Raw genomic sequence first — 26,538 nt, 5'->3', positions numbered from 1 at the left:
TCATTGTTCTTTTAATATATATCCAATACCACGAACAGTTTGAATATCTTTCTGATAACCGAATGGCTCTAATTTTTTACGTAAGTGATGAACATACACTTCTACGATAGCTACTGTTGTATCTGAATCAAATCCCCAAACACGATCAAAAATTTGTTCACGCATTAAAATTTTACCGCTATTTTGAATGAGGTACTCTAGAAGTTCATACTGTTTTAAGGTCAACTTAATTGCTTGCCCATCGACTTGCGCGCCTTTGTCTTTTCCAAACAATTCGATTCCTTTATAACGAATTGTCTGCTTTGTTGTTAAACTACCACTTCGTCTTAATAGAGCACGAATTCTCGCTTTTAGTTCCGGTGCTTGAAACGGCTTAACGAGATAATCATCCCCGCCAAAATCTAAGCCTTTAACTCGATCCTCCAAAGAATCTTTCGCTGTTAAAAATAAAACTGGCGTTTCAATCTTTTCATCTCGTATTTTTTGGATAACTTCAAACCCATCCATTTCTGGCATCATGACATCAAGTAATATCGCATCATATATATTTTGTAATGCTAAAAATAAACCATCTTCCCCATTCATTGCCGTATCCACTTCAAATTCATCACGTAAAATTTGTACTATGGACTCCAATAAAGAAGCATTATCTTCTACTACAAGTAAGCGCATCGGCCTTTCTCACCTTCCACAATATATTTCAATTCTCTTTTTCTCTTATTATTACATCACTTCTCATAATAGCGACAGAAAGCAGTCACATTATACATTGGCTTTTTTAATTATTTACATCTAATAGTTTAGATTGGATATACTTTTGAAGATTTATTATAAAGTCCATTTCTTAACTTTGCCTTAATAAAAGAAAGCCGCATCCCTCTTATGGATACGGCTTTCTTTTATTTTTGACTCGTACGAGCTGAAATACTACTCGCTCTATTTGTTGCTTTATCTAATACTCATTTACTTACAGTTACCCTATAGGTTGCTGTTGCATAACTTCATTCGCTCCAGCTACCCTCAACATATTCGCAATATCTTTAAAACCTCTTTTTTCAGCATGTTGCAATGGCGTATTCCCTTCATTGTTAGCCATATTTACATCCGCTCCATGCTCAATAAGCATTTGAATTACCCTTTTATGGCTGTCACTACCATTTCCTAACACAATCGTTTCTAATAATGCTGTCCCACCACGATTATTTTTATAATTCACATCAATATCCGTATGTTCTAATAATTCTTTTACGACCTCTACATGACCACGCTCTGATGCAGAAATTAATGCTGTTCCACCCGACCTAGTAGTTTCTTTCGTATTAGCACCTGCATTAATTAGTAGTTTTACGATGTCTGTATAGCCCTCTCTGCTAGCATAAAGAAATGGATTGCTTTGTTTTTCATCTTGGATTTCAATATCGGCTCCTGCATCAATTAACGCTTTAACTGTCTCTATATGATTTTGATACACCGCTGCCAAGATAGGTGTTTCTCCATTATCGCCCTCTACGTTTATATTTGCCCCGTCTTTTATTAATTTCATAGTCGTTTCTGTATCACCTAGGGTCGCAGAAAGCAATAATTGCTTATCCATTAAACTTATACCAGTCTCTTCTTTATCTTTTTCCTTTTCTTTATGCTTTTCTTGCTTTTTTTCGTTTTTTTCGTTTTTCACGTGAACCGGTTTCGATTCAGGTTCTTCTTGCTTATCACAAGCCACTACCATCATTAAAAGTCCTAATAATGTACATAATAAAATTTTTTGTTTTCTCACAACTACAGCTCCTATGAAAGATAATGTTTTCTTAACCATTCCTCCATCACATGCAATAACTCTTCTTCAATAGATTTATCCATAAGTACCTTATATTCCTTCTTCAATTGTCATAGTATACTTATGCTCATGTTTTCTCAACATATAATTCATGTTTGGAATGATATGCCACCCAGCTCCATCATTAATATTATGGAGCAATTAGTTTAGCATGTTTCAGCGATACTTGTACATCTTTGTTACCCTTAATTCCCCTAAAGATGTCACTATTTTATATTGTAACTGTTCTTCTAACCATTTTACACCTTTTATCTTTCTATTTGCATCTCACTAACAATAGAAAAAGACAACCTTGGGGTGGTTGTCCTTACTCTAGCTACTTTTTCGTATTAATGAGAATGTCCTCCGCTATTCCCATTTTTCGGTTTCCCCATCATCTCTTTATTCATTTCCCACTTATGCTCTGATAATTCTTTGTCGGAAAGGACCTTCCCCTTATATTTAGATACAAAACTTTCCGCATCTTTTTTATCTTTAAACGAGATCACGTTATAAGCCATAGGTGTTGTTATTGTTTTATCATATACATAAGTTGCGTCCTGTAATGGAACCCAATCTTTCGTATTATAGTCTCGTACAAACTTTTCTTTCGTCTTCTCATTTTTATTGTTATCCATCCATTTATACATACAGCCAATATCATCAAACTTTAAGGCTTTTCCATTATCTAAAATAATTTCTGTTGCGAATTGATTATCCATTACCCCTATTTGACAAATATCACACTTATCATTTTTTTCATCAACCGCAATAGCTTCTATGTCCTTTTTCCCACATCCTACTATTGTAAATACGAAGCATAAACATATAACAAGCACAGCATACTTTACTCTCATCCCTATTTCCTCCCCATTAATGACAATACATTACTCCTAAAAATTTATTCATTGTACTCAACTAGGAGAATATCAAAAAGTTGTGTGAGATTTGTGAAAAAACATTGTTCTTTTTGTAATATATGGAACAAAAAAGAGATGTGCAGTTATTTCTACACATCTCTCATCATTCACAACCAGTAATTAACAAATCATCTTCTATCTTAACTAATAATGTATCCGCACTAATTTCCTGTCCAACTTCTACATTTACTAATCTTATATTTCCACTGATCCCAACCCCAATTTTTTCAAGCTCACCATCATGCTTTCGGATCATCATTAATTTTTCCCATTCATATACGTAAGAGGATTCATTAATAAAAATCTCTTCTACTATTCCTGTACATGAACTATAAATTTCTTCTATTCTTGTTTCCATTCAAAATCTACTCCCTACTTCACGCGCTTCTCTTTTTCACCTTATTCTACCATTCTTGTACGAAAGCATTTATCTTTTTAAAAATTCAAAATTACCTCGTGAACAAAATGATCAAAATAAAGATTATGTTTCTAATGATGTTATTTCTTTAATTATTTACCATTCGAATTGAACCTTTTATTATAAATAAAAAACCTTTTATCTGAATTTTCGTTTTATATTGAAAGCGCAATCATTTTTTTGAGGGGGAGATTACATGTTAGCATTACTTGGATTTGCAATGGTATTTGTCTTTATGTTTTTGATTATGACTAAACGTATGTCAGCATTAGTAGCATTAATATTAATTCCAATTATTTTCGCATTAATTGGTGGATTTTATGCAAATATGGGTCCTATGATGTTAGACGGTATTAAAAAGTTAGCACCTACTGGTATTATGCTTATGTTCGCCATTTTATATTTTGGGATTATGATTGATAGTGGTTTATTTGATCCTGTCATTAGTAAAATTTTGAAATTTGTAAAAGGTGATCCTTTAAAAATTGTTGTTGGTACGGCTATCCTTACTATTATCGTTTCATTAGATGGGGACGGAACAACAACATATATGATTACAGTTTCCGCAATGTATCCACTATATAAACGTCTTGGGATGAATCCACTTATATTAGCTGGGGTTGTTATGTTAGGAGCAGGTGTGACAAATCTTACACCTTGGGGTGGACCAACAGCTCGGGTTATGAGTGCTCTTGGACTTGATGCATCAGAACTCTTCACACCACTTATACCAGGAATGATTGCTGGTGCAATTTGGGTAGTTTTCGTTGCCTACTATCTTGGAAAAAAAGAAAGAAAACGTTTAGGAATTATGGATGTGCAATACTTAAAACACATGCAAACAATGGATGAGCAAGCTGCGACAGTTGAAGCTGAAATACATAAACGCCCGAAACTGCTATGGATTAACTTTTTATTAACTGCTTCCCTCCTCGTTTGTCTCATACTAGAAGTTATGCCGTTACCTGTTTTATTTACAGTCGCTTTCGCTATTGCTGTTATGATTAACTACCCTAACTTAGAACAACAAAAAGAGCGTATTGCGTCTCACGCTGGAAACGTATTAGCGGTTGTTTCTCTCGTCTTTGCTGCTGGAATTTTCACAGGTATTCTATCTGGAACAAAAATGGTAGATGCGATGGCTCAAAGTGTTGTTATTCTTATACCAGATGCACTTGGCCCCCAGCTTCCAATTATTACAGCTTTACTAAGTATGCCGTTCACATTTTTTATGTCTAATGATGCTTTTTACTTCGGTGTATTACCTATTTTAACGAAAGCTGCTGCAGCTTACGGAATTAGTGCAGCAGAAATGGGACGTGCTTCGTTACTCGGTCAACCTGTTCACTTACTGAGTCCCCTCGTTGCTTCCACTTATTTATTAGTCGGTATGGCAAAGGTTGATTTTGGTGAACACCAACGATTTACTTTACTTTGGGCTGTTGGAACGACAATGGTTATGTTGATTACTGGAATTGCAATTGGAATTATTCCAATATAAGATGAAACTAGAAAAAACAGTAGAGGAAATGTAATCCTCTACTGTTTTTATTGTTGTGAAAGTCCCCTATGAAGAAACGCGGAAATACCTTCTTTCTGGCCTCCCCACACTTCCATATATAAGCTCCGCATGCACTTTCTTTCCAGAGATCAAATACTCTAAATAGCGCCTCGAAGTCGATCGGCTTACACCTACCATTGAACTTAGCATCTCTGCAGTAATTCCCTCCTCATTAACAGTTAACATATGCTTTTTTATTTTTGCTAACGTTAAAGGATCGATTCCTTTTGGTGCATATTCTATTTGATTTGCCTGCACCCCTCTTTGGGACCATAGATGTTCAATCTGTTCTGAAGATAATTGAGCATTTTTCTTTAACTTCGTAATCTTCTTTTGATAACTTTCTAAACTTGTTTTAAACCGATCAAATGTAAGTGGCTTTACGATATAATCTGTTACTCCGCCTCGTAAAGCATGCCGCACTACATCCGTCTCTGATGCGGCTGTAATCATAATAATATCTGTATCATGCAAATTATGCCTAATATATGTGACGAGTTCAGTCCCTTGCATGTCAGGTAAATATACATCTAATAAAACGAGTTGCGGCTTTACAAACTCTAACCATTCCTTTGCCTGTTCCCCAGTCGTTGCTGTTCCAATTACTTTAAACCCCTCAATTTTTTCAGTAAAACGACGATGAATTTCCGCAATCCGAATATCATCTTCTACAATCAATACTTCAATCCCCTCATTCATTACAATTCGCCTCTCTCTTTCGGTAATGCAATGATAAATAAAGCACCACCTAAATCCCCTTTTTCAATCGCAATACTTCCATTTAAATCTTCCACTAACTCTTTCACTTTTGCTAACCCATATCCACGTTTTTCGCCCGCTTTCGTCGAAAAACCTTTATAGAATATGCTTGTAATTATTTCATCATGAACACCTTGTCCTGAATCTTCCACTTCAATTAATATTTCTTCTCCAATGTCTGTTATAAACATTCTTACTTTCTTATCATGCTCGTGATTTCTTTCAATTGCTTCAAATGCATTCGTGATCAAATTCCCTAAAATAGAAACAACGTAATTACTCTCAATATGCGGACTTAACTTTTCTAAACTACTTTCCCGATCTAACATAAAATCAATCTTCAACTCTCGCGCCCTATTATAAAATCCAATTAAAATCCCGCCTAACCACGGATTTTGAATTCGTTTCATAATAAATTGAACGAATTCTTGATATACTGCTGTTTCCTTATGAATAAGCTCTAAAGCATCTTCATACGACTCTAATTGGATAAGACCTGAAAGCGTATATAATAAATTATTATATTCATGCGTTTGTGCCCGCAATGCCTCTGTATATTGCCGCGTTTGAGACAATTCTGCTGTTAATTGATCCATTTCAGATTTCAGGCGTAAGCTGGATACTACACCAGTTACTTTATGATTAACTTTAATAGGTAGACGATTGGCAATAACATCCTGTCCCTTTATATTTAATTGGCGATCAAATTGTTCTTCTCCGGTTTGAAGTACATCCAGTATCGATGAATTAGGAATAACATCTAAAATAAATTCTCCCATTATATTTTGTTGTTTATCTAAAGAAAGGATATCGTATGCCGCTTGATTTACTAAACTAACCATTCCATTTTTATCGATTACTACAATCCCTTCACGTACAGATTGAATAACTGTACTATGCTCCTCGTATAAAGATGAAATTTCTTCTGGCTCCATTCCAAACATCATCCGCTTAATACTTTTTGCTAAATATACAGAGCCAATTATCCCAATTAACAGACCTGTTATTGTAATCCAAAACACACGCTTTCCATACACGTCTATCGCTCCATGAATATCATCCATTGAAAAACCAACAGATACTACACCAATAATTTCATTATCCTGATTACGAATTGGGACTTTTCCGCGTAATGAAGGCCCTAATGATCCTGTTGCTTTCGAAACGTAAGATTTCCCTTCTAATAGGACCCCTTTATTATCTCCGCCCACCATAGCTTCTCCTATTTTCTCTCGCTTAGGATGTGCATAACGAATACCATCTTTATTTCCAACTACAATAAAGTCAGCATCTGTTTCGATTCGAATTTTTTCTGCAATTGGCTGAATAATAGAAGCTGGATTTTCTTTTTGAAAAGCTTCCCCGATTTCCGGTATAGCAGCAACTGTTTTCGCAACATGCAACGCCCTTTTTCCAATTTGCTCTTCTACTGTTTCAGATAATATATAGTAAAATAAATAACTCGTTAACAGCAGTACAACAAGAATAAGTGTACTAATAGTTAATGTAATTCTCGGTTGTAGTTTCAATTTCTTCAATTTCAAAATCATTCCCCTAACATTACTGAAGATATAATTAAAAGAATATACAGACTTTTCGACTTAATCATACCACATTTATTTCTTTACTTTTATATCATTATTCACTACTCTGCCTTAGTGTTAGCAGAGAGTCCTATAAACACACAAAAGCCCCTCTAGTATCTATTTACTAGAGGGGCTTTTCACCTTACTATTCCTTATCTTTCTCTACTTCTTTTTTCTCATCTTCTACTACAGATACGACAGGTTTATCGTTTGATAGTTGCTGCACGGCACCTTTTCCAGCGAATCCTTCTAGTAATTCTTTTAAATCAATACCAGAAGAGGCTTTTAAAGTTTCTTGCATTGTTGCCATTAAATCTGTCGCATAACCTGCAACTTTTCCGGCGCCGCTATTCTTTCCACCGCCGCCTGTATCGACAACTGTAATTTTATCAATATTGCTAAGTGGACTCGCAATTTCTTTCGCATAACTTGGAAGCATTTTAAGAACCATATCCATAATCGCGGCTTGCCCATATAATTCAAATGCTTCTGCAATTTTTTGTTTCGCTTCTGCTTCTGCTAAACCTTTTAACCTAATAACATCTGCCTCCGCTGTACCTTGTGCCTTTTGTACTTCTGCCTTTGCCTGACCTTGTGCTTTTTCAATTTCTGCTTTTGCTAAACCTTCTACACGAACTTCTTCTGCACGTGCTCTTGCTTCTGCTTCAATTTTATATTGATCCGCATCTGCTTTTTTCATTTGTTTTACTTTTTCCGCTTCAGCTGATTGTTCAACAGCATAGCGATCTGCATCTGCCTTTTTCTTTACTTCTGCATCGTATTGCTTTTCACGACGCGCAATCTCTTTTTCTTCTAACTCAATTTGCTTTTCACGCTCAATGATTTTAACTCGCATTTGCTCTTCTGTAACACCTTGTTGTGCTTTCGCTTGTTGTAATTCATAAGAAAGATCTGCATCTGCGCGAGCTTGTTCTTGGTCTCTCTTATAAGATTGTACTTTTAATTCTTTATGTTTTTCAGCTTCAGCGATTTGTGCATCACGTTGATATTCTGCTTCTTTTGCTTCTTTCTCAGCACGAGCTTTTTCAATTCTCGCCTCTTTTTCACGCTCTGCATTTGCAACTGTTGCATCACGCTTAACCATTGCAATTTGCGGCTGACCAAGTGCATCTAAGTAACCGTTTTTATCCATTATTTCTTTAATTGTAAAGGAAACGATGCGAAGTCCCATCTTCTTCAAATCAGTCGAAGCTACTTCATGCACCTTTTGTGCGAATTGCTCTCTATTACTATAAGCATCTTCTACTGTCATAGAAGATAAAATAGCACGTAGATGCCCTTCTAAAACTTCTTTTGCTTCTACTTTTAACTCTTCCGTTTCTTTTCCTAAATATTGTTCAGCTGCTGTAGAAACTTCTTCAATTGTCGATCCTACTTTAATAATAGAAACACCGTTTACTGTAATCGGTACACCTTGTTTCGTATACGTATCACGTGTTCCAACTTCTAATTTGTAGTTTAATAAGCTAAGAAGTTCTGCTCGTTGCATAATTGGCACAACGAAAGTACCACCACCGCGGATAATCTTAATCTTCTTTCCATCATCAGTGGTAACAACATTCTTTCCACTACCAAGCCAGTTCCCTGTTACAATTAATGCTTCATCTGGACCAACTGTACGATACTTCGTAATGAATACTAAAATGAGTAGAAGTAAAATTGCGAGTAAAACTCCACCGATAATTAATGGAATCGTCATGTAAATTCCCCCTTATAATTTTGGTTTTTTTAAAGAATAAGCGATGTTTTGTACAAGCAAAACACCATCTTGAACTCCCTCGATAATAACTTCCGTTCCTTGTGAAATATCTTTCTTTCCAATTGTTTTAGCTGGTATTGCATTACTTCCAAATTTAGAGGAGATTAATACTTCACCAAATCCTTCTGTAGGAATTGTCGTAATGACTTCTCCCTTGCAACCAATGAATTCATCCATACGTTGCACCGTGTTTTGTTCTGCTTCAGCAATTGGTTTTAAAATTAATATTTTCATTATGAAAACACCGATGAAAGATATAGCAAATGAACCAGCAAAAATAATAGTACTATTAAAGGAAAATAAATATTCTCCTATATAACTAAGTCCACATAACATGGCGAAGAAACTAAGTAGTAAAGTAACAACGGATACAGATCCGCCCCCAAAACTAAATATTGATTCAAATATATCTCCAAAGAAAATATAAATAACAATGAGTATAGTAGCAATAATAAATCCATATAAATAAATTGTTTCAAGTGGATAACCAAACAAGACCATTTCTTATCCCCCTTTCTTAAACAATCCCTTTTTTGTTATGTGTATGCCTCACCTCTTTCAAAGATTATTAATCCTAATTTTCAGTTATTTAATTTTTAAAGAAAAACCTGTAAGACAGGTCTCTAAAAAAGAACAGGAGAAACCTATTGTGACAGGCTCCTCCTAGAAAATAACCGATATATTATATATCTATATAATATATTATTTTCCACAAAAAGTAAAGTTAAACATACATTGGAAAAGCATTTATTTTACTGATAATGCGTATGTTCCATCGCCATTATCATATTTATATACATACAAGTAGTACTTACCTGGTTTTGCATTAAATTTTGCTTCTATATAATTTCCATTAGCTTGACCGTAAGCTGCATAATTTTGCATATCTGATTCATGGTGAAGTACCCATGTCATCCCGATTCCATGCTCATTTAAAACAGAAATATCGATATCTTTCGCTGATGCTACATTAAATGTATAAACATCGGTGTGATTCCCGCCGATAAGGCTACCTTTTATAGTAGTGTTTAGCCCGATACGATTTGCTTCCTCTGGACGATTATTTGGTTCAGATTCTGTTAAACGTCCATCTTTAATCGTAACAGTTGTTTCGCTTCTACTCTCTTTTCCTTTATCATCTTTTACTCTTAACGCTACTTTATAAGCTCCTTCTCTTTCATATGCATGTACTGGATTAACTTCTGTACTTGTTCCTCCGTCTCCAAACTCCCATGAATAAGAAACGATTTTTCCATCTTCATCGTTTGAGCCATCACTTTTGAATTGAATTCCTTCTTTTACAAGCCCATTATAAGGACCGTTTATATTAACTGTCGGAGCTTTATTTTCTCCGTCATCTTTTGCGATACCATGAAAGACTACATCATATTCAAATTGATTGGAACTATTCACACGATAATTGACGAAATATGCTGTAACCGTTTTGTAGCCGCTCCATTCTTTTTGCGGCAATTGTTCTAAAGCTTCATTTACTCTTTTACTCATTGCGTTCCAGTCTTCTGATTCACCTTTTGTTACACTACCTGTAAACGTACCTTCTAATGTAAATGTATTAAAGAATTGAGACTCATATTTTGTCATTTTTGTATCTTTCATAGACAACGTCTCACTAATTTCTTTCTTCACTTCTGTTAACGATTTTGGTGCATGTTCAGTTAAATAATCATCTGCTACTTCCGGCACATTATACTTATCTTGATTATCAATTAACTGCTGCATATAAGCTTGGTACTCTTTATTTAACTTCGGATCTTTACTTAAAGTTTCACGATATGTATCATAATTTTTCACGTCATTCGCACGAATTAAATCTTGAATTTTATCAAACGTTTCAAATTGATGAGTATATAAGTACGACTGCAATGCAAACGAGTAGTTATAGAAATCCCAAGAACCATATTTAGCAAATAGTGTACGCTCTGCCGTATAACGGCTTGCAGGATCAGATGATAACCCACTAATTATGCTCTTTCTCGGTACAACGTTATTCGTACGAGTAGATCCTGCGAAAAATTCTGCATTCCCTTCTTGGAACCAAGTTAATCTTTCATTTTGATACATATCTCCTCTTCCAAATAAACCTGGTACTTCATATCTTCCTTGAAGATAATGAGTAAACTCATGACGGAATAACTCTTCTAAACTATAAATACTTTGCTCTGGCGTACGCTCATATGTAAAGAATGTACCTGTCTCTTCAATATAAATTCCACCGTTATTCGTCTCATATCCGTACAGTTGTCTATTTAACTGATATTCATCCGGAGTATTATAAATTACTATCGTTAATACATCGTCTGCATTGCCTTGTTCTAAAGCTTTATCATTTCCAATTACACGATGATATTGAGCCTTTACTTCCTTTGCTGCCCAATATAATCTCTTAATTTTCTCTTCGGATACTTTATCTCCCGTTTTGAATACAATAGATCCATCATCAAATGTATACGTTTTTGGTAAGTATTGCTCTTTTCCTTCTTTACGTATCTTTTCTAAATCTATCGTATTCCCGCTATAATCTTTCCCGTTATAGTTTGTTGTAATTTGTTCTACCGCAACAAAATACGGTTCACTTAAACGTGGATACATATGCATTGCTTGTGTAACAACCTCTAATCCTTTATTTGGATTGCTATGAAACTTTCCTAAACGGCTAGCAAAATAAATTCCATTATTAACGAGCCATTTATTTTCTGGCGTTACTTCATTTAGAAGAGCAATACGATTTATTTCATTAATAAACCCATCTACTTTTCCATACCACATCGTTTCATTCGCTTCTTTACGAGCCTCAATTAAGTAAGACTGTATATCATAGTCAATGCCTTGCATCATATCGTACACAGCTTGTCCTTTCATACGATCGTCTACATATGCATTAAAATTATCATTATATTGTTTTAAAATATTCGATGCGTATTGCACCGTTTCAACATCACTTGATGCATTACTAATTAATTTACCGTATGCAGATACTACTGTATCTTGCTCATTTGTTCCAAGCTTAAAGTTTGGATTTTTTGCGATTGCTTTTAAAGCAGGTAAACATTTATCCTGGAAGCTTCTTTCATTTAAGGCGCTTAATTCATTATTATAAAATGCAAGATAAAAAGCCGAACGTAACACTTCAGTAAACGTTTGAATTCCTTTTGAATCATCTTTCGTAAATGTACTACCTCTATGAGCTAATTCGTCTATAATTACTTGCATTTTTCCTTTGTCCTGATAAAAAGTTTTCGCGTCTTCATTAAACTGGAACAAGTCTGTAATTTGATTCCACTTAATACTTCCTAACGTTTCAATCAATTCTTGATGACTCATTTTGTTTAAATCCGCCATTGAATAACTTTCTTTAACCTGCTTTACTTTTGAACTCTTCATAATAGATGCTGGTCGCTGTGAAAAGTCTCCTACTTTTAAACGTTCTTGAAATGATAATGTTTCCTCAGCTTTAGAAGCGTGTCCGATCTCATCTACTGGTTTTTCAATTCCAACTGGTTTCGAATGCAATACATTATATGGGACCTTTTCTTCTGCTAATACATTCGTTTGAATTACTCCTAACGATAGCGCCATTGTACTAATACTAAGCATCACTTTATTAATCTTTAATTTCTTGTTCATATCATTGCCCCCTATTTATATATTCCATTCACGAAATTAACATATTATCTGGATAAAATGATATAAAATGCAATATTTCATATTATTTCTTCATACATTTTGAACGTATCGTGAACGAAAAGTACTCACAATTTCCGCTACAGTTTCTCCATTATTTAAGTGATCAAAACATCCTCGTATTAATATCCTTCCCCTATTCAAAAAGACCTTATCATAAGCATATTTCAACATGAAATTGCTATGATAAGGTCTTCTCAAAAAAATATATATTCTTTGTAATAATAAGATAAGACGTTATTTATTTCTTAAATAATCTCTTTCTAAATACAAACATACTTAATGCTGAAAGAACAAGTGCTAATCCAGAAAGTAAACTCGATGTGTTAGCTTGACCACCAGTTGCTGCTAAAGACTTCTGATTTTCCTCTTGCTTATTAGCATGTTGTTTATTTGAATCTTTTTCTTTCGTACTCTCTTGTCCTACCACTTTCATTGGCCCAACTTGATTATCCCCTTTTGGCTCTTGATCCAATCTAGTTGTCGCTTCTTTTACCTCTTCTTTTGTACCTTCAACTTCTTTCGTTGGCTCTTTCACTTCTTCTTTTGTTTCTCCAACTTCTTTTGCTGGTTCTTTCACTTCTTCTTTTGTTTCTCCAACTTCTTTTACCGGTTCTTTTACTTCTTCTTTTGTTTCTTCAACTTCTTTTGTCGGTTCTTTTACTTCTTCTTTTGTTTCTTCAACTTCTTTTTCCGGTTCTTTTACTTCTTCTTTTGTTTCTTCAACTTCTTTTGTTGGTTCTGTCACTTCTTCTTTTTCAACTATATTTTGGATTACCGTTCCGTTAAAACTTATACTAATTTCATCAGAATCCAAATCAAATTTATACACCTTTTCACCTGGGGTACTCCATTTTATTACTCCGTTATTAAGCGTTCCGCCCTCACCTGTCATTTTAATATTGTCAATAGCTTCTCCTTCTAAGTCATATACAGGGACTTGAATTTCTTCATTTACTTTTGCTTCATCTAAAATGATTTTTTGTCTCCCGACATCAATTGAAAACCACTGCCCTAATTGTATTAACGGTCTTACATCACGAATTTCATTCCCTGCTAAATTCAAGCTAAGTAAGTCTAGCATTGAACCAATAACCGTTACATCTTTAATATGATTGTCTGCAAGATTTAACCATTGTAAGTTTTTTAATGAAGATAACGGTGTTATATCTTCAATTTGATTATGAGATACATTCACATTATTCAATTGTTTCAAGTTCGAGATGAACTCAATATTTTTCAAGCCTACTCCTTCTAAAGTGAGGTTTTCTAAGTTCGTCATGTACTCTAAACCTGTTACATCTTTTATCTCTTTTTCTTTTTCTTTTTCTTTTTCTTTAAGTATCTCTAATGTTTTAATCTGTAATAAATCTTCTTTTGTTATAGGAGCGTTTAAATTCTCTCTACCTAAATTCTCTTTATTAATATGTTGTTGTAAATGTTTATCCAAGATTACATTTTGACTTTCTTTTTGTTTTCCAACTATTTTCTGGACAACCATCCCATTAAATCTTATTTTACTTTCACCAGAGCTCGTATCTAATCTAAATTCATATGTTTTTTCTCCAGGACTATTCCATTTTATAAATCCATTATTCAGAACGGCCCCCTCACTTTTTAAATTAATATTTTGAAGTGGTTCTCCTTTAAGATTGTATATTGGAATTTTTATTTCTTCATCTACGCTTGCTTCATCTAAAAAGATTTTTTGTCGTTGAATATCAATTGAAATTCGCTTACCCAATTCCTCAACAGGCCTTACGTCAGCAATTTCATTCGCTCCAAGGTTCATCTCATGTAAATTTGTTAAATTACTCAGCGGCGATATATCAGATATATAATTCTCTTCTAAATTCAGTACTTGTAATTTTCCTAATTTAGATAATGGTGATATATCTTTTAGTTCACTATCAGCAATTTCTAGTTCAATAAGATTACTCATTTTACTAATAGGCTCAACATCACTAATTTTATTATTTCCTATCCATAGTAGTTTCACATTCTTTAACTTCTCAATACCCGAAAGATTACTAATTTGATTATTTGCTAAGTATACTTCTTCTAACGATAACACTGTAAATAATGGTGTAAGATCCTTTATATTATTACCGATTAAATCTAATATTTTAATCTTCTTCATTTGACTTAACGGTGTAAGATCTGCAATTTTATTATCTCTTAAAAAGAGCATGTCAAGATTCTCTAGCTTAGAAACGGGTTGAATGCTTTCAATTGGATTAGAGGATAAATCTAAATATTTCAAATGTCTCAATTCTGAGATAACAGCTATGTCTGTTACGTTAGACTCTCTTAATGTCAACTTCTCTAAGTTTGTCATATATTCTAAACCAGCTATTTCATTTATTCCTTCACCTGAATATATGGTTAATGTTTTAATCTTTAATAAATCTTCCTTCGTTATAGGTTCATTTATATTTTTTCTATCTAAATTGTACTTATTAATATGCTGTTGTAATTTCTTATCAACTATTACATTCGCAACTTTTTCTTGTTGTTCCACTTTATCCTCTTTATTTTCCTTTTGCTTTTCTGGAACATTATTTTCTAAATTTAAAGTATTTACTTCAAACTGTACTTGATATTTATTGTTATATCCCATTATTGCAATATAAATATGCATTTGCATATTATACCTTTTTCCTAGTTCTCCAACTTCAAATTGAATAACCTTCGTCCCATTTTTCTTTTTATCCTCAGATATTACTTTCACATCATGAAACACACCAGGAGTATGAATATCCTCTGTTTTCAAGTATTGAAAGAAATCACTATCACTTAACGTTGCCGTTACGATTTTCTTTCCATTCTCGATTGTTAATTTCGGATCCTTTATATAAACAGCTGCCATGGACTCTTCATTTGTTTTATCTTTATACGCTTTAATAACAGCATCATATGTACCATTTTCTAAAGCATATCCAGTTTTATTTGCCTCAATTGCTACTGCCGCTAAAGCAGGTGTCGAATATACAGCAAACGGTAACGATAACGTCGCCGCTATTAACATTGCATTTATATGTTTTCTTTTGTTTTTTTTCAACTTTACATCTCCTCCGAAATATATAAATCAAAATGTAATCATTCTCGAATAAATGACAATGATTTTCATTATTATTGTCAACTAAAAAAATAAAAAGTTTACAAAAAAATAAACCCCTTCAAAAGGGGTTATGCCATTTTCTCTCCTGATTCTTCTTTAAAAAAGCTCTTCATCGCATGAAATACATCTGCTTTTTGTTTTAAAATATAATATCTGAAGTTCTCATCTTTAATATTTTTATAGGCTGACATGAGCGTACTATGGCGGTTGTACTGATTCACTTCCCCATACCCAAACATATTACACTTCTTCATCAACTCTTCAACAAGCTTTACACATCTAGCATTATCCGAAGTTAAATTATCACCGTCTGAAAAATGGAATGGATAAATATTATAACGGTCTGGTGAATATTTATTATCGATTAACTCAAGTGCTTTTTTGTATACGGAAGAACAGATCGTTCCACCACTTTCCCCTTTTGAGAAAAATTCTTCTTCTGTAACGACCTTCGCTTCCGTATGATGGGCAATAAACTCAATGTCTACGGTTTCATACTTTGTGCGTAAAAATCTTGTCATCCAGAAAAAGAAGCTACGTGCCATATACTTCTCCCATATCCCCATCGATCCACTCGTATCCATCATCGCTAATACAACAGCTTTTGAATCTGGCTTTAACACTTCATTCCAAGTACGGAACTTTAAATCTTCTTGGTGAATTGGATGGAAAGATGCTTTACCACGCATTGCATTTCGTTTATATGCAGATATCATCGTTCGCTTCTTATCGATATTTCCCCATAATCCTGTTTTTCTAATATCATTAAATTCAATGTGTTCAATCCGGTTTTCATCCAGTTCTTTTCTCTTTAAATTAGGCAACTCTAACTCTTTGAAAAACGCTTGCTCCAATTCTAAAATTGAGACTTCTGCTTCATAATAATCTTCTCCAGCTGCATCTCCTGCCCCTTGCCCTTTTCCTGGTCCTTTCTGCTTTTGACCACCTGATCCATCTCTCGCAACGACATCGCCAACTTTGCTGTCACCGTTCCCTTGCCCAACATGTTTATTTTTATCATAATTGTATCTAATCTTATATTCATCTAAAGAACGAATCGGTATTTTCACAACATCCCTACCATTAGACATAACAATATTTTCTTCCGTTACAAGATCTGGTAAATTATTTTTAATTGCCTCTTGTACTTTTTCTTGATGGCGTTGTTGGTCGTCATATCCTTTGCGATGGAGGGACCAGTTTTCCTGTGAAATTGTATAGTTTGGTTGATTTTCTTCGCCCATGCCTTTCCCCCCTTACTGTATTTGTTTTCTCTTATGAACAGCAATCTATAATTTTGTTTTCTAGTGTGCGTAACTATAATATTTGAAAAATAACTGTTCATCGAAAATCATCCCATAAACATATATAGCGTTTTTCATACAATACTCCGAGCATCTTAAACAAAATTTTGCCACTCACATAATAGAAAGAAACATTCAGCCGTTGATAAGAAAGAAACACAATGCATTGTTGCACACATTTTCGTTTTGCAACATATTGTATTGTGTTGGCTTTTTTGTATGAATGGTTGGTTACTCTATCATATGCATATTGTAAAAATAATTGACAATAAATTCATAAAATCGCATCTTAATTTATTATATTCGGACAAGCTATGACATTTTTTACAAATATCAATAGATAACAAAACGCCGTCCCAAGAATAAGAGACAGCGTTTTGTTATCAAACTATCGATTTAACAAACTACCTACATATCGTAACAATTCATTCGCGGATGAAGAATTATAGCCATGCTCATCAATTAAGCGTGCAACAACATCATTGATTTTCTTAAGCTGATTTTCGTCTGGTGTTTTCGTTGATGTTGTAATTTTCACTATATCTTTTAAATCAGCAAATAGTTTTTTCTGAATCGCTTCACGAAGACGTTCGTGTGAATTATAATCAAAGCGCTTCCCTTTACGTGCATAAGCAGAAATGCGAATTAAAATTTCTTCACGGAATGCCTTTTTAGCATTTTCTGAAATTCCAATTTGCTCTTCAATCGAACGCATAAGTTTTTCATCTGGGCTCATTTCTTCACCTGTTAAAGGATCACGTAATTTTGATTTATTGCAGTACGCTTCGACGTTATCTAAGTAATTATCCATAAGTGTCTTAGCTGATTCTTCGTATGAATAAACAAACGCTTTTTGTACTTCTTTCTTAGCAATTTCATCGTATTCTTTTCTCGCTAATGAGATGAAATTCATATAGCGCTCTCGGTCTTCACTACTAATTGACGGGTGCTGATCCAATCCGTCTTTTAACGATCTCAGTACATCTAGTGCATTAATAGATGGTACCTCTTTTCGAATAATTGTAGAAGAAATTCGGTTAATAACATAACGAGGATCAATCCCCTTCATACCTTCATCTTGATATTCGCGTTGCAATTCTTCTACATCAATCGCATTATACCCTTCTACCGTTTCTCCATCATATAAACGCATCTTTTTAATTGAATCAATATCCGGACGCTTCGGATCTTTTAAACGAGTTAAAATAGTGAACATTGCTGCAACGCGAAGTGTATGCGGTGCAATATGAACATTGGACACATCACTTTCACGAATCATTTTTTCATAAATATGTTCTTCTTCACTAACCCGTAAATTATATGGAACCGGCATTACAATAATTCGTGAATGCAATGCTTCATTTTTCTTATTTGCTATGAAGGAACGATACTCTGTTTCATTTGTATGCGCTACAATTAATTCATCTGCTGAAATAAGCGCAAATCTGCCTGCTTTAAAATTCCCTTCTTGTGTAAGCGATAATAAATGCCATAAAAATTTCTCATCACATTTTAGCATCTCTTGGAATTCCATCATTCCACGGTTCGCCTTATTTAATTCTCCATCAAATCGATATGCACGAGGATCTGATTCCGAACCGTATTCTGCAATTGTAGAAAAGTCTAGACTACCTGTTAAATCGGCAATATCTTGTGATTTTGGATCAGAAGGACTAAATGTACCAATTCCTGTACGGCGATCTTCAGAGAAGAAAATACGCTCTACAACTACATCCTCAATTCTTGACCCGTATTCTTGCTCTAGACGCATAACATTTAATGGTGATAAATTCCCTTCAATTCTTACTCCATACTCATCAAAGAAATCATTCCGTAAATGCTGCGGAATTAAATGAAGTGGATCTTCATGCATTGGGCAGCCTTTTAATGCAAAAATCGCTCCACGATCTGTTCGTGAATATGTTTCTAATCCTCGTTTCAACATCGTAACTAATGTTGATTTCCCCCCACTAACAGGCCCCATTAATAACAAAATACGTTTTCTAACATCTAATCGTTTTGCAGATGGATGAAAATATTCTTCCACAAGGCGTTCTAAAGCATCCTCTAATCCAAATAGCTGATTACTAAAGAAGTTATATTTTCTTCTACCATCAACTTCTTCAATTCCAGCATCTTTTATCATATTGTAAATGCGAGAGTGTGCTGTTTGAGCCACCCATGGTCTTTCTTTCACAAGCTCCAAATACTCCGCAAACGTACCTTCCCATTGTAAACGTTCTTCTGCTTCCCGATATTGTTCAATTTTCTTTAGAATATCCATTATAGCTCCTCCCCCATCTCCTTGTTCAATCGGATTATTATAAAAGGTATGCTAGGATGTCCTTAAACATTCTTTAAATCAAAACGAAATATATAATAGCGCTATAAAATTCTCTCCAAAATTCAAAGAAAATTCTGTATAATAAAGGTATTAAAGTTTTTACGCTGCTATTCATTGTAAATAAATTCTTTTCTTCTAGGAACCTTACATACATTTCGATTCACAAATAGGATTCGTAAACCGAAAAAGTAAGGAGGAAATTAGGATGAAGTTATTATTAATTTTAGGTGTATCACTCACATTTCTTACAGCTATTTTCACATCTGGTTATAACGATAAACCAGGTACACATAAAAAGTGATGTGCTGAAAAGCACATCACTTTTTTTCTTGTTTTTTATACACTATTTAAAATAAATATTTTCCACATCGTATATCGATAAAGGACGATTATAAAAATAACCTTGTACGAGTTTCACATTCTTTTCCTTTAAAAATTGTATTTGTTCCGCTTTTTCTACTCCTTCTGCAATTACATTTAACCCTAGAGTATGTGCTAAATGAATAATTGCAGCTGTAATATTCGTATCTCTTTCATCTATATATATACCTTCCATAAAAGAACGATCAATTTTTAACGTATCAATCGGATATGTTTTTAAATAACTTAAAGATGAATATCCCGTTCCAAAGTCATCTAAATGAATCTTTAAATTTTGTTCTTTTAACTGCATTAACACTCTTTTCGATAAATCTTTATGTATAAGAGCCCCTTCTGTAACTTCTATTGCTAATAAATGAGGGGGGACGTTGTACTTATTTAAAGCACGTGTAATCATCTCTATTAGTGTAATAGAACGAAAATGTCTAGCTGAAATATTAACTGCAATTGGTACAACTTCATACCCTTTATTTAACCATTCACGTATCTGTTCACAAACTTGATGTACTACCCATTCATCAAGTTTAATAATAAATCCTGTTCTTTCAGCAAGTGGGATAAATTGATTTGGCGAGACAAATCCTAGCTCCTTATTCTCCCACCTTATTAATGCTTCCATACTGGCTATCTTTCCCGTTTCAATATTAATTTGAGGTTGATAATATAGGAAAAATTCATTTTTCTCTATAGCACGATGTAACTGATTCTCTATTATAAACCTTTGTTCACGTTCACAATCTAATCCACTACAATAAAAATAATAATATCCTTTTCCCTTTTCCTTTGCTTTTTCCAAAGCTGTGTCGACTCTTTGGAAAAGCATTTTTTCATCCATTCCATCTTTTGGAGCCATTACAATCCCAATTGATGCACTCAAATAAACATCCTCTTCTTCTATTACAAAATGCTCACTAATTCTTTTTAATATTGTTTGTGCCACTTCCTCTACGCATTCTTTCGTTATATTTTCTATTAACATAACAAATTGATCATCATGTTCTCTAAATAAATGCATATCTTCTATTTTTAGTTCTCGTAGGCATTCAGTAACTTTTTTTAATACTTGATCCCCTTCTTTATGACCAAATGTATCATTAATAAGGTGAAATTCATCCAAATCTATAAAAACCAATGCAAATTCTTTATTATCATCTAAAAATTCATTTAGTTTATTTGTACATGATATTCTATTCATTAACCCCGTTAACTGATCGAAGTAAGCCAAATACTCTGTTTTCATCTCATTTAATACTTGCCTCGTAACATCCCTCGTAACAATGTACACCCCGACGATTTCACTATTCACAATAATGGGGATAGTCCTCACAGAAATATAAAGTTCATATCCTTCTTTATGAACATATTTCTTTGCAACAATTTGTTTTGCTTTTCCATGTAAAGCATTCTTAAATATAGTTTGAACAGTTTTTTCATATTCTTTATTTATAAACTGAAAAATAAATTGGTCCTTTAACTCTTCATATCGATACCCAAAAATTTCATAAGTTGCTGGATTTGCATATGTAATTCTTCCAATAGAATCTACAGATACAATGGAATCATTATTATATTCTAGTAATGACTTAAATAACATTTGTTTTTCTTCTATTTCCGCTTTTTTCTTAACCTGTGCTGTAATATCTCTAGTAATACAAATAATAAACTGACATGTTCCATTTACATCGCATACTGGATTAAGTGAAGATTCATAATGTATATCACCAGTTGGCAAACTAATTACATCACAAAACGTATTTGCTCTCGCTTCTCTCATTACTTTTTCATATTGTCCTTGCAATAACCTTGCCGTATCTTCTGGTAATACTTCTGCAAAAGTTTTTCCATAACATTCTTTCCCTAGCCTGGCGTGATCCATTCCTATTTTATTCACATAAATATATTTAAAAGTTTCATCGTCAATAACTTTTACAATAAACACTAAATCTTGAATAGCATGTAACAGTCCCTGTCTTACTAAATCCATATCTATCATACTTAAAAAGGTATTTTGATTATTATATTGTTCCTTCATATTTATCTCAACCCGTCTTATCTATTTTTATTCATATATCTCATTCTATATGAATATGTACCTTTTTTAAAATGTATGATTACATATTTTTTTAAAAAATAAAAAAGTCGCCAAATGGCGACTTTTAATAAACGATTTCTAAATCTAATCCTGGATAATTTTGTTGACGGAACGCTTCATAAATTAAAATTGCTGCTGTATTAGATAAATTTAATGAACGTACTTTATCCGTCATTGGAATACGTAAACAATGATCGAAGTTTTCTTCAATTACATTAGCTGGTAATCCATTTGTTTCTCTTCCAAATACGAAATAGTAATCCTTCTCACGTTTGCTATAATCAAATGCTGTATGAGCTTTCTCGCCATACTTTGTTAAATAGAAGAATTCACCATCTTTATTTTTCTCATAAAATTCTTCGATTGAATCATAATACGTAACTTTTACGTGCTGCCAATAATCTAGTCCTGCACGCTTTAACATTTTGTCATCCGTTGAAAATCCAAGCGGTCTAATCAAATGTAACTCTGTTCCAGTTGCTGCACAAGTACGTGCAATATTCCCTGTATTTGCTGGAATTTCTGGTTGATATAAAACAACATGTACTCCCACGCGATATTCACCTCTATTTTTTGTCTACTACGTATTATACCACTTGAACGAAAAATCTCTACCCATTAATAATATGAAAGAATTTATATTTCATTTGTGGTGTATATTTACTAGAGTCTTCATAGTTCCAATAACGCCTGCGGCTATTCGCTGAATGTGCATTTACAAGCGGCATACCATCTGCGTCTTTTGCTACTACAATTGTCGTATGATTCCACCTACCATCATCCTCAAAATCATACGCAATTACATCGCCAAGAATAAGGTCTTCTGGCTTTTCTACTGCCTCTGCTCGAAGACCAGCTGTAGCACCTGACAAATACCAATAAAAAGAGTGTGCTACAGCCCAGCTCCAACTCCACTGGTTTCCCCTTTGCCACCACCCTTTACGAATATTAGGATGTCCATTCATTGGCACTTCTCCAGTGTGCAGACATTGTGAAATGAAATTTGTACAATTATCAGGAAAATTACGGTATGCAGGATTGCGATCATCCCACCAACGCTCTGCATATTTCACTGCCTCTAAACGATTATATTGATATGAACCGTATTTTTCTTTCGTGACTTCCCGTTCTAACGTTTCACCTATTTCTATTTCTTCTGACACTTCAAGAGCATAATCATCTATTATACGACTATTTTTCAAACAAACTCGTCGTTTTAATTGTTCCTCTTCGATATAAAATAATTCTTTATGCTTAATTAAATATTTCAAGTGTATTTGATAATCAATTTCTTGATGCTCATTACTATTTAATTGTCTAATGAAAGAAATATCTGCAGTTGCTTTCACTATATGTGCACTACGCTTTTGAAACAATTGTTTCTTTCTCTGTACCATTTGTAACAAATCTATTGCAATACCATCTACATCTGTTCGTTTTTCTGTTATATATGCTAAAAACTGTTGCACTTGCTTTTCAATATTCGCTTTTACAACCATTTCGTCTCCCTCCCATATTACAATATGAAAAAGGGAGATATTATCTACTCTTTTTTCTGTGCTAACAATTCAAGTCCACGATTCATTTCATGAAGAACCTCTTCATCTTTCTCACGTTCCATCGCTTTCTCAATGTCTTCTCCTACTCCATCTCCACCAATTTTCCCAAGTGCCCATGCTGCTGTTCCCCGAAGTACTGGTCTTGGATCATCTTTCATAACACCGATTAAATCAGGAATTGCTGCTGTTTCTTTAAAATGTGCAAGTGCTAAAATAGCATTTCGTTGCAATGGCTTTTTACCTCTCCATGAACCAGACATAACCCCATATTTTTCCTTGAAATCACGATTACTAATTGTTAAAAGTGGTGTTAATAATGGTTTAACTAATTCAGGATCAGGCTCCATTTCAGGATGGTTATGAAAATCCATTCCTTTATTTTTCGGACAAACAGTTTGACACGTATCACATCCATATATACGATTTCCTATTTTATCGCGATATTCTTCAGGCAGAAATCCTTTTGTCTGTGTTAAAAATGCAATACATTTCTTCGAGTCCAACTGGCCGCCTTGTACTAAAGCACCTGTAGGACAAATATCAATACATTTCGTACAACTTCCACATTGATCTTCTATTGGCCGATCCGGAGGGAATGGAACATTCGTAATCATTTCTCCTAAGTATACATACGAACCAAATTCCGGCGTAATAATAGCGCAGTTCTTACCACTCCATCCAATACCGGCACGCTCTGAAACAGCTCGATCACTTAGCTCCCCTGTATCAACCATTGACTTCACTTCTATATCCGGAAGCTTTTCGATTAAATACGCCTCTAACTTTTGCAAACGATCTCGTAAAACAAGGTGATAATCTTGGCCCCAAGAAGCACGACAAAAAATCCCGCGACGTTCTCCACGCTTACTTAATGGTGCATTTTTTAATTTTGAAGGGTACGCTAAAGCAATCGCAATAATTGATTTCGCACCAGGTAACAATAGCTGTGGATTCGTTCTCTTCTCTATATCAGGTTCTTCGAATCCAGACTGATAATTCAATTGTTGTTGCTGGATTAGACGCTGCTTTAACTCCTCAAATGGTGAAGCACTGGCAAAACCTATTTTATCTATACCAATCGTTTTACTATACGCAATTACATCTTGCTTTAATTGTTCAAAATCCATTCTTTATCGCCTCCTCCGATGAATCCATCCCTTATGTAACGACTATATTGGTTAGCAATTCACTTTTGGAATAATATTCTTTACTTCTATTTTCGCATACAATTATGATTTTCAAACATTAAAAAAACGCAATGCTTCGTTTATCTTAGAAACGAAACACTGCGTTGATCACAATTTATTAGAAAAACATTAAATAAAATTTGGAGCGGGTGAAGAGAATCGAACTCTCGACCAGAGCTTGGAAGGCTCTTGTTTTACCACTAAACTACACCCGCAAATATGAATAAATATAAGATATTGAAATAACTTATGTAAAGTAGTATAGCATGTAAAAAAAATCGAAGCAAGAAATTTATCGAAAAAAGTCGAAAAAGTGATGAGATACCTCATCACTTTTTCAATTCTTTATCAATCGCCTTCTTCATACTATCGAAATCAGGGTTTGCAAGATTCCCATTTATATATACTGAAGGAGCACCTTGAACTTTTAATTTTTGAGCACGATCTGAATCTTTACGTACTTTGTCTTTCATTTCTTTACTGTGTAAATCTTTTTTAAACTGCTCTACATTAATTTTCGGAAGCTTTTCTTTCACAATATTAAGAAGTAATTCTTCTGTAATCCATTCTTCCGTATCTTTCTTTTGATTTTGATAAATCTCATCATAGAAAATCCAGAATGAATCTTGATCTTGTTTATAAATTGCTTCACCGGCAGCTGCACCTAAATCAGAGTCTTTTCCGATAAACGGGAAGTTAATAAAATATAACTGCACTTTACCTTTATCAATATACTCTTCTTTTAATCGTGGTAATACCGTTACATCCCAAGTACGACAAGCAGGACATTTAAAGTCTCCAAATTCAACTACCTTAACTGGAGCATCATCTTTCCCTAAAGATTGTTGCGTAGAATAAGCAAACATCTCATTCCCTTTATCTTTCTTGTCATTTATGATGCTATACACAATCGTCCCGATTACAATCAATACTGCGATAGAAAAAACTACACCAAGAACCATGAGTTTGTTCGATGATTTCATATACATTCCTCTTTAAATTCATATTCTGTATACAGCATTGTACACAATACACATAATATCAATACTTACATAGGTCACGCAATGAACACGCTCACATAAATTACAAAAATACAACATTTGTGACGATATTGTGTCACGATTTGTCACAATTTATTCAAAAAAAGAAGTCCCTATATAGGAACTTCTCTTAACTTACTGCTTTTTCACGGGCATTTTTTAACATGGATTGCTCTGTTTTTATATCATGACGAATTACTAATTTCTCACTAACTGCTTGCACATACTCATCATGATTTATATATCCTTCTTTCTCCATTAGTCTTAAAACTACATTTCGTCTTTCAACTGCTTTGTCATAATTTTGTGCAGGTGAGTAATAAGCTGGTGCTTTTACTACAGCAGCCATCATTGCACTCTCTGCCAATGTTAATTGATCCACCTTTTTACCGAAGTAAAGGTTTGCTGCTTTTTCAATTCCCCATGCTCCTTCTCCGTAGTAAATATTACTCACATATAATTTTAAAATCTCATCCTTTGTGAATGTACGTTCAATTTTTTTCGTATAAAAAATTTCTTTCCACTTACGAGAAAATGTACGTTCATTAGATAAAAAAGCATTTTTAGATAGCTGCTGTGTAATCGTGCTTCCTCCTTGCACAACACCACCAGCTTTTATATTTTCAATAGAAGCTCGAATAATTGCTATATAGTCTAAACCGTTATGATGATAAAACCTTTTATCTTCCGTCGCAATAAATGCGTGTGTTAATGATTCTGGCACCTCTAACTTAGCGGGTACATGTAATTTACTAATATCACTTCGCTCAATCATTACATTTCCAACGAATAATAATGCAAAACTTAACAATAATAATAATATAATGGCTTTATAAAGAAATTTAGTTAATGGATTTAATGCAACTTTTTGATGATAATTCACTCTAGATAATACTCGTTCTTTCATCTCGAACACCTCTTTTCCACACAGCATATATAACTCTTAATTTAAGAATACCTTGTTGTAAAAG

Annotated in this window: 19 protein-coding genes and 1 tRNA gene; 1 reads left to right on the top strand and 19 read right to left on the bottom strand. The window is 33.9% G+C overall.

The features are described 5' to 3' along the window. The 4 genes from MHI07_RS02770 to MHI07_RS02755 form a co-directional block, all read right to left on the bottom strand. Nucleotides 1-672 carry a response regulator transcription factor gene (locus MHI07_RS02770; RefSeq protein ID WP_070146177.1) on the bottom strand — a complete coding sequence of 224 codons (672 nt, stop codon included), beginning with the start codon at nt 670-672 and terminating at the stop codon, nt 1-3. A gap of 301 nt (nt 673-973) precedes the next feature. Next, entirely contained in the window at nt 974-1,813 is an 840-nt protein-coding gene (locus tag MHI07_RS02765; RefSeq protein WP_235713226.1) for an ankyrin repeat domain-containing protein, read from the bottom strand. Nucleotides 1,814-2,163: 350 nt separating this feature from the next. Beyond that, nucleotides 2,164-2,670, bottom strand: a complete 507-nt coding sequence (locus MHI07_RS02760) for a nitrous oxide reductase accessory protein NosL (RefSeq protein ID WP_002159357.1) — start codon at nt 2,668-2,670, stop codon at nt 2,164-2,166. Between the two features lie 166 nt (nt 2,671-2,836). Then, on the bottom strand, nt 2,837-3,091 hold the full coding sequence (locus MHI07_RS02755) for a hypothetical protein (RefSeq protein ID WP_002159358.1): 255 nt from the start codon (nt 3,089-3,091) through the stop codon (nt 2,837-2,839). A gap of 256 nt (nt 3,092-3,347) precedes the next feature. Between MHI07_RS02755 and MHI07_RS02750 the strand changes: the two genes are divergently transcribed. Next, entirely contained in the window at nt 3,348-4,652 is a 1,305-nt protein-coding gene (locus tag MHI07_RS02750; RefSeq protein WP_340821806.1) for a CitMHS family transporter, read from the top strand. Between the two features lie 66 nt (nt 4,653-4,718). On the opposite strand, the gene MHI07_RS02745 is transcribed toward MHI07_RS02750, so the two are convergent. The 15 genes from MHI07_RS02745 to MHI07_RS02675 all read right to left on the bottom strand — a co-directional run bounded on the left by MHI07_RS02745 (nt 4,719) and on the right by MHI07_RS02675 (nt 26,474). Continuing rightward, nucleotides 4,719-5,411, bottom strand: coding sequence for a response regulator (locus tag MHI07_RS02745; RefSeq protein ID WP_002113922.1), 693 nt, complete (start codon nt 5,409-5,411; stop codon nt 4,719-4,721). After that, nucleotides 5,411-7,021, bottom strand: a complete 1,611-nt coding sequence (locus tag MHI07_RS02740; RefSeq protein ID WP_340821804.1) for a sensor histidine kinase — start codon at nt 7,019-7,021, stop codon at nt 5,411-5,413. The genes MHI07_RS02745 and MHI07_RS02740 overlap by 1 nt, the downstream gene beginning before the upstream one ends. 181 nt (nt 7,022-7,202) lie before the next feature. Then, a complete protein-coding gene (locus tag MHI07_RS02735; RefSeq protein ID WP_016103481.1) occupies nt 7,203-8,777 on the bottom strand; it encodes a flotillin family protein in 1,575 nt (524 codons plus the stop codon). Nucleotides 8,778-8,789: 12 nt separating this feature from the next. After that, nucleotides 8,790-9,338 (bottom strand): NfeD family protein, encoded by a 549-nt coding sequence (locus MHI07_RS02730; RefSeq protein WP_340821801.1) that lies wholly within the window; start codon nt 9,336-9,338, stop codon nt 8,790-8,792. Between the two features lie 246 nt (nt 9,339-9,584). Beyond that, complete coding sequence (gene colA, locus MHI07_RS02725; RefSeq protein WP_340821799.1) at nt 9,585-12,482, bottom strand: collagenase ColA; 2,898 nt, start codon at nt 12,480-12,482, stop codon at nt 9,585-9,587. A 298-nt stretch (nt 12,483-12,780) separates the two neighbouring features. Beyond that, on the bottom strand, nt 12,781-15,600 hold the full coding sequence (locus MHI07_RS02720; protein ID WP_340821797.1) for a leucine-rich repeat domain-containing protein: 2,820 nt from the start codon (nt 15,598-15,600) through the stop codon (nt 12,781-12,783). Between the two features lie 128 nt (nt 15,601-15,728). Continuing rightward, on the bottom strand, nt 15,729-16,904 hold the full coding sequence (yhbH, locus tag MHI07_RS02715; RefSeq protein ID WP_002113900.1) for a sporulation protein YhbH: 1,176 nt from the start codon (nt 16,902-16,904) through the stop codon (nt 15,729-15,731). A gap of 448 nt (nt 16,905-17,352) precedes the next feature. Further along, nucleotides 17,353-19,248, bottom strand: a complete 1,896-nt coding sequence (locus MHI07_RS02710) for a PrkA family serine protein kinase (protein ID WP_002159367.1) — start codon at nt 19,246-19,248, stop codon at nt 17,353-17,355. A 403-nt stretch (nt 19,249-19,651) separates the two neighbouring features. Then, a complete protein-coding gene (locus tag MHI07_RS02705; RefSeq protein ID WP_340821794.1) occupies nt 19,652-21,721 on the bottom strand; it encodes a sensor domain-containing protein in 2,070 nt (689 codons plus the stop codon). A 124-nt stretch (nt 21,722-21,845) separates the two neighbouring features. Continuing rightward, the gene (gene trmL / locus MHI07_RS02700; RefSeq protein WP_000538149.1) at nt 21,846-22,334 is read right to left on the bottom strand and encodes a tRNA (uridine(34)/cytosine(34)/5-carboxymethylaminomethyluridine(34)-2'-O)-methyltransferase TrmL; all 489 of its coding nucleotides are present in this window, start codon (nt 22,332-22,334) and stop codon (nt 21,846-21,848) included. 58 nt (nt 22,335-22,392) lie between these two features. Continuing rightward, nucleotides 22,393-23,280, bottom strand: coding sequence for an amidase domain-containing protein (locus MHI07_RS02695; protein ID WP_002159369.1), 888 nt, complete (start codon nt 23,278-23,280; stop codon nt 22,393-22,395). Nucleotides 23,281-23,324: 44 nt separating this feature from the next. Then, nucleotides 23,325-24,467 carry a tRNA epoxyqueuosine(34) reductase QueG gene (gene queG, locus MHI07_RS02690; RefSeq protein WP_002113883.1) on the bottom strand — a complete coding sequence of 381 codons (1,143 nt, stop codon included), beginning with the start codon at nt 24,465-24,467 and terminating at the stop codon, nt 23,325-23,327. A gap of 201 nt (nt 24,468-24,668) precedes the next feature. Then, nucleotides 24,669-24,742, bottom strand: a tRNA-Gly gene (locus MHI07_RS02685). A gap of 114 nt (nt 24,743-24,856) precedes the next feature. After that, nucleotides 24,857-25,510, bottom strand: a complete 654-nt coding sequence (locus tag MHI07_RS02680) for a DsbA family protein (protein WP_002113880.1) — start codon at nt 25,508-25,510, stop codon at nt 24,857-24,859. A gap of 187 nt (nt 25,511-25,697) precedes the next feature. After that, complete coding sequence (locus MHI07_RS02675) at nt 25,698-26,474, bottom strand: transglycosylase domain-containing protein (RefSeq protein ID WP_002113878.1); 777 nt, start codon at nt 26,472-26,474, stop codon at nt 25,698-25,700. Between the last annotated feature and the right edge of the window lie 64 nt (nt 26,475-26,538).

The organism is Bacillus sp. FSL H8-0545 (assembly GCF_038006105.1).
Classification (GTDB): Bacteria; Bacillota; Bacilli; order Bacillales; family Bacillaceae_G; genus Bacillus_A; species Bacillus_A cereus_U.
Note: the sequence above shows the minus strand (reverse complement) of the source record. Positions and strands in the feature narration are given on the sequence as shown.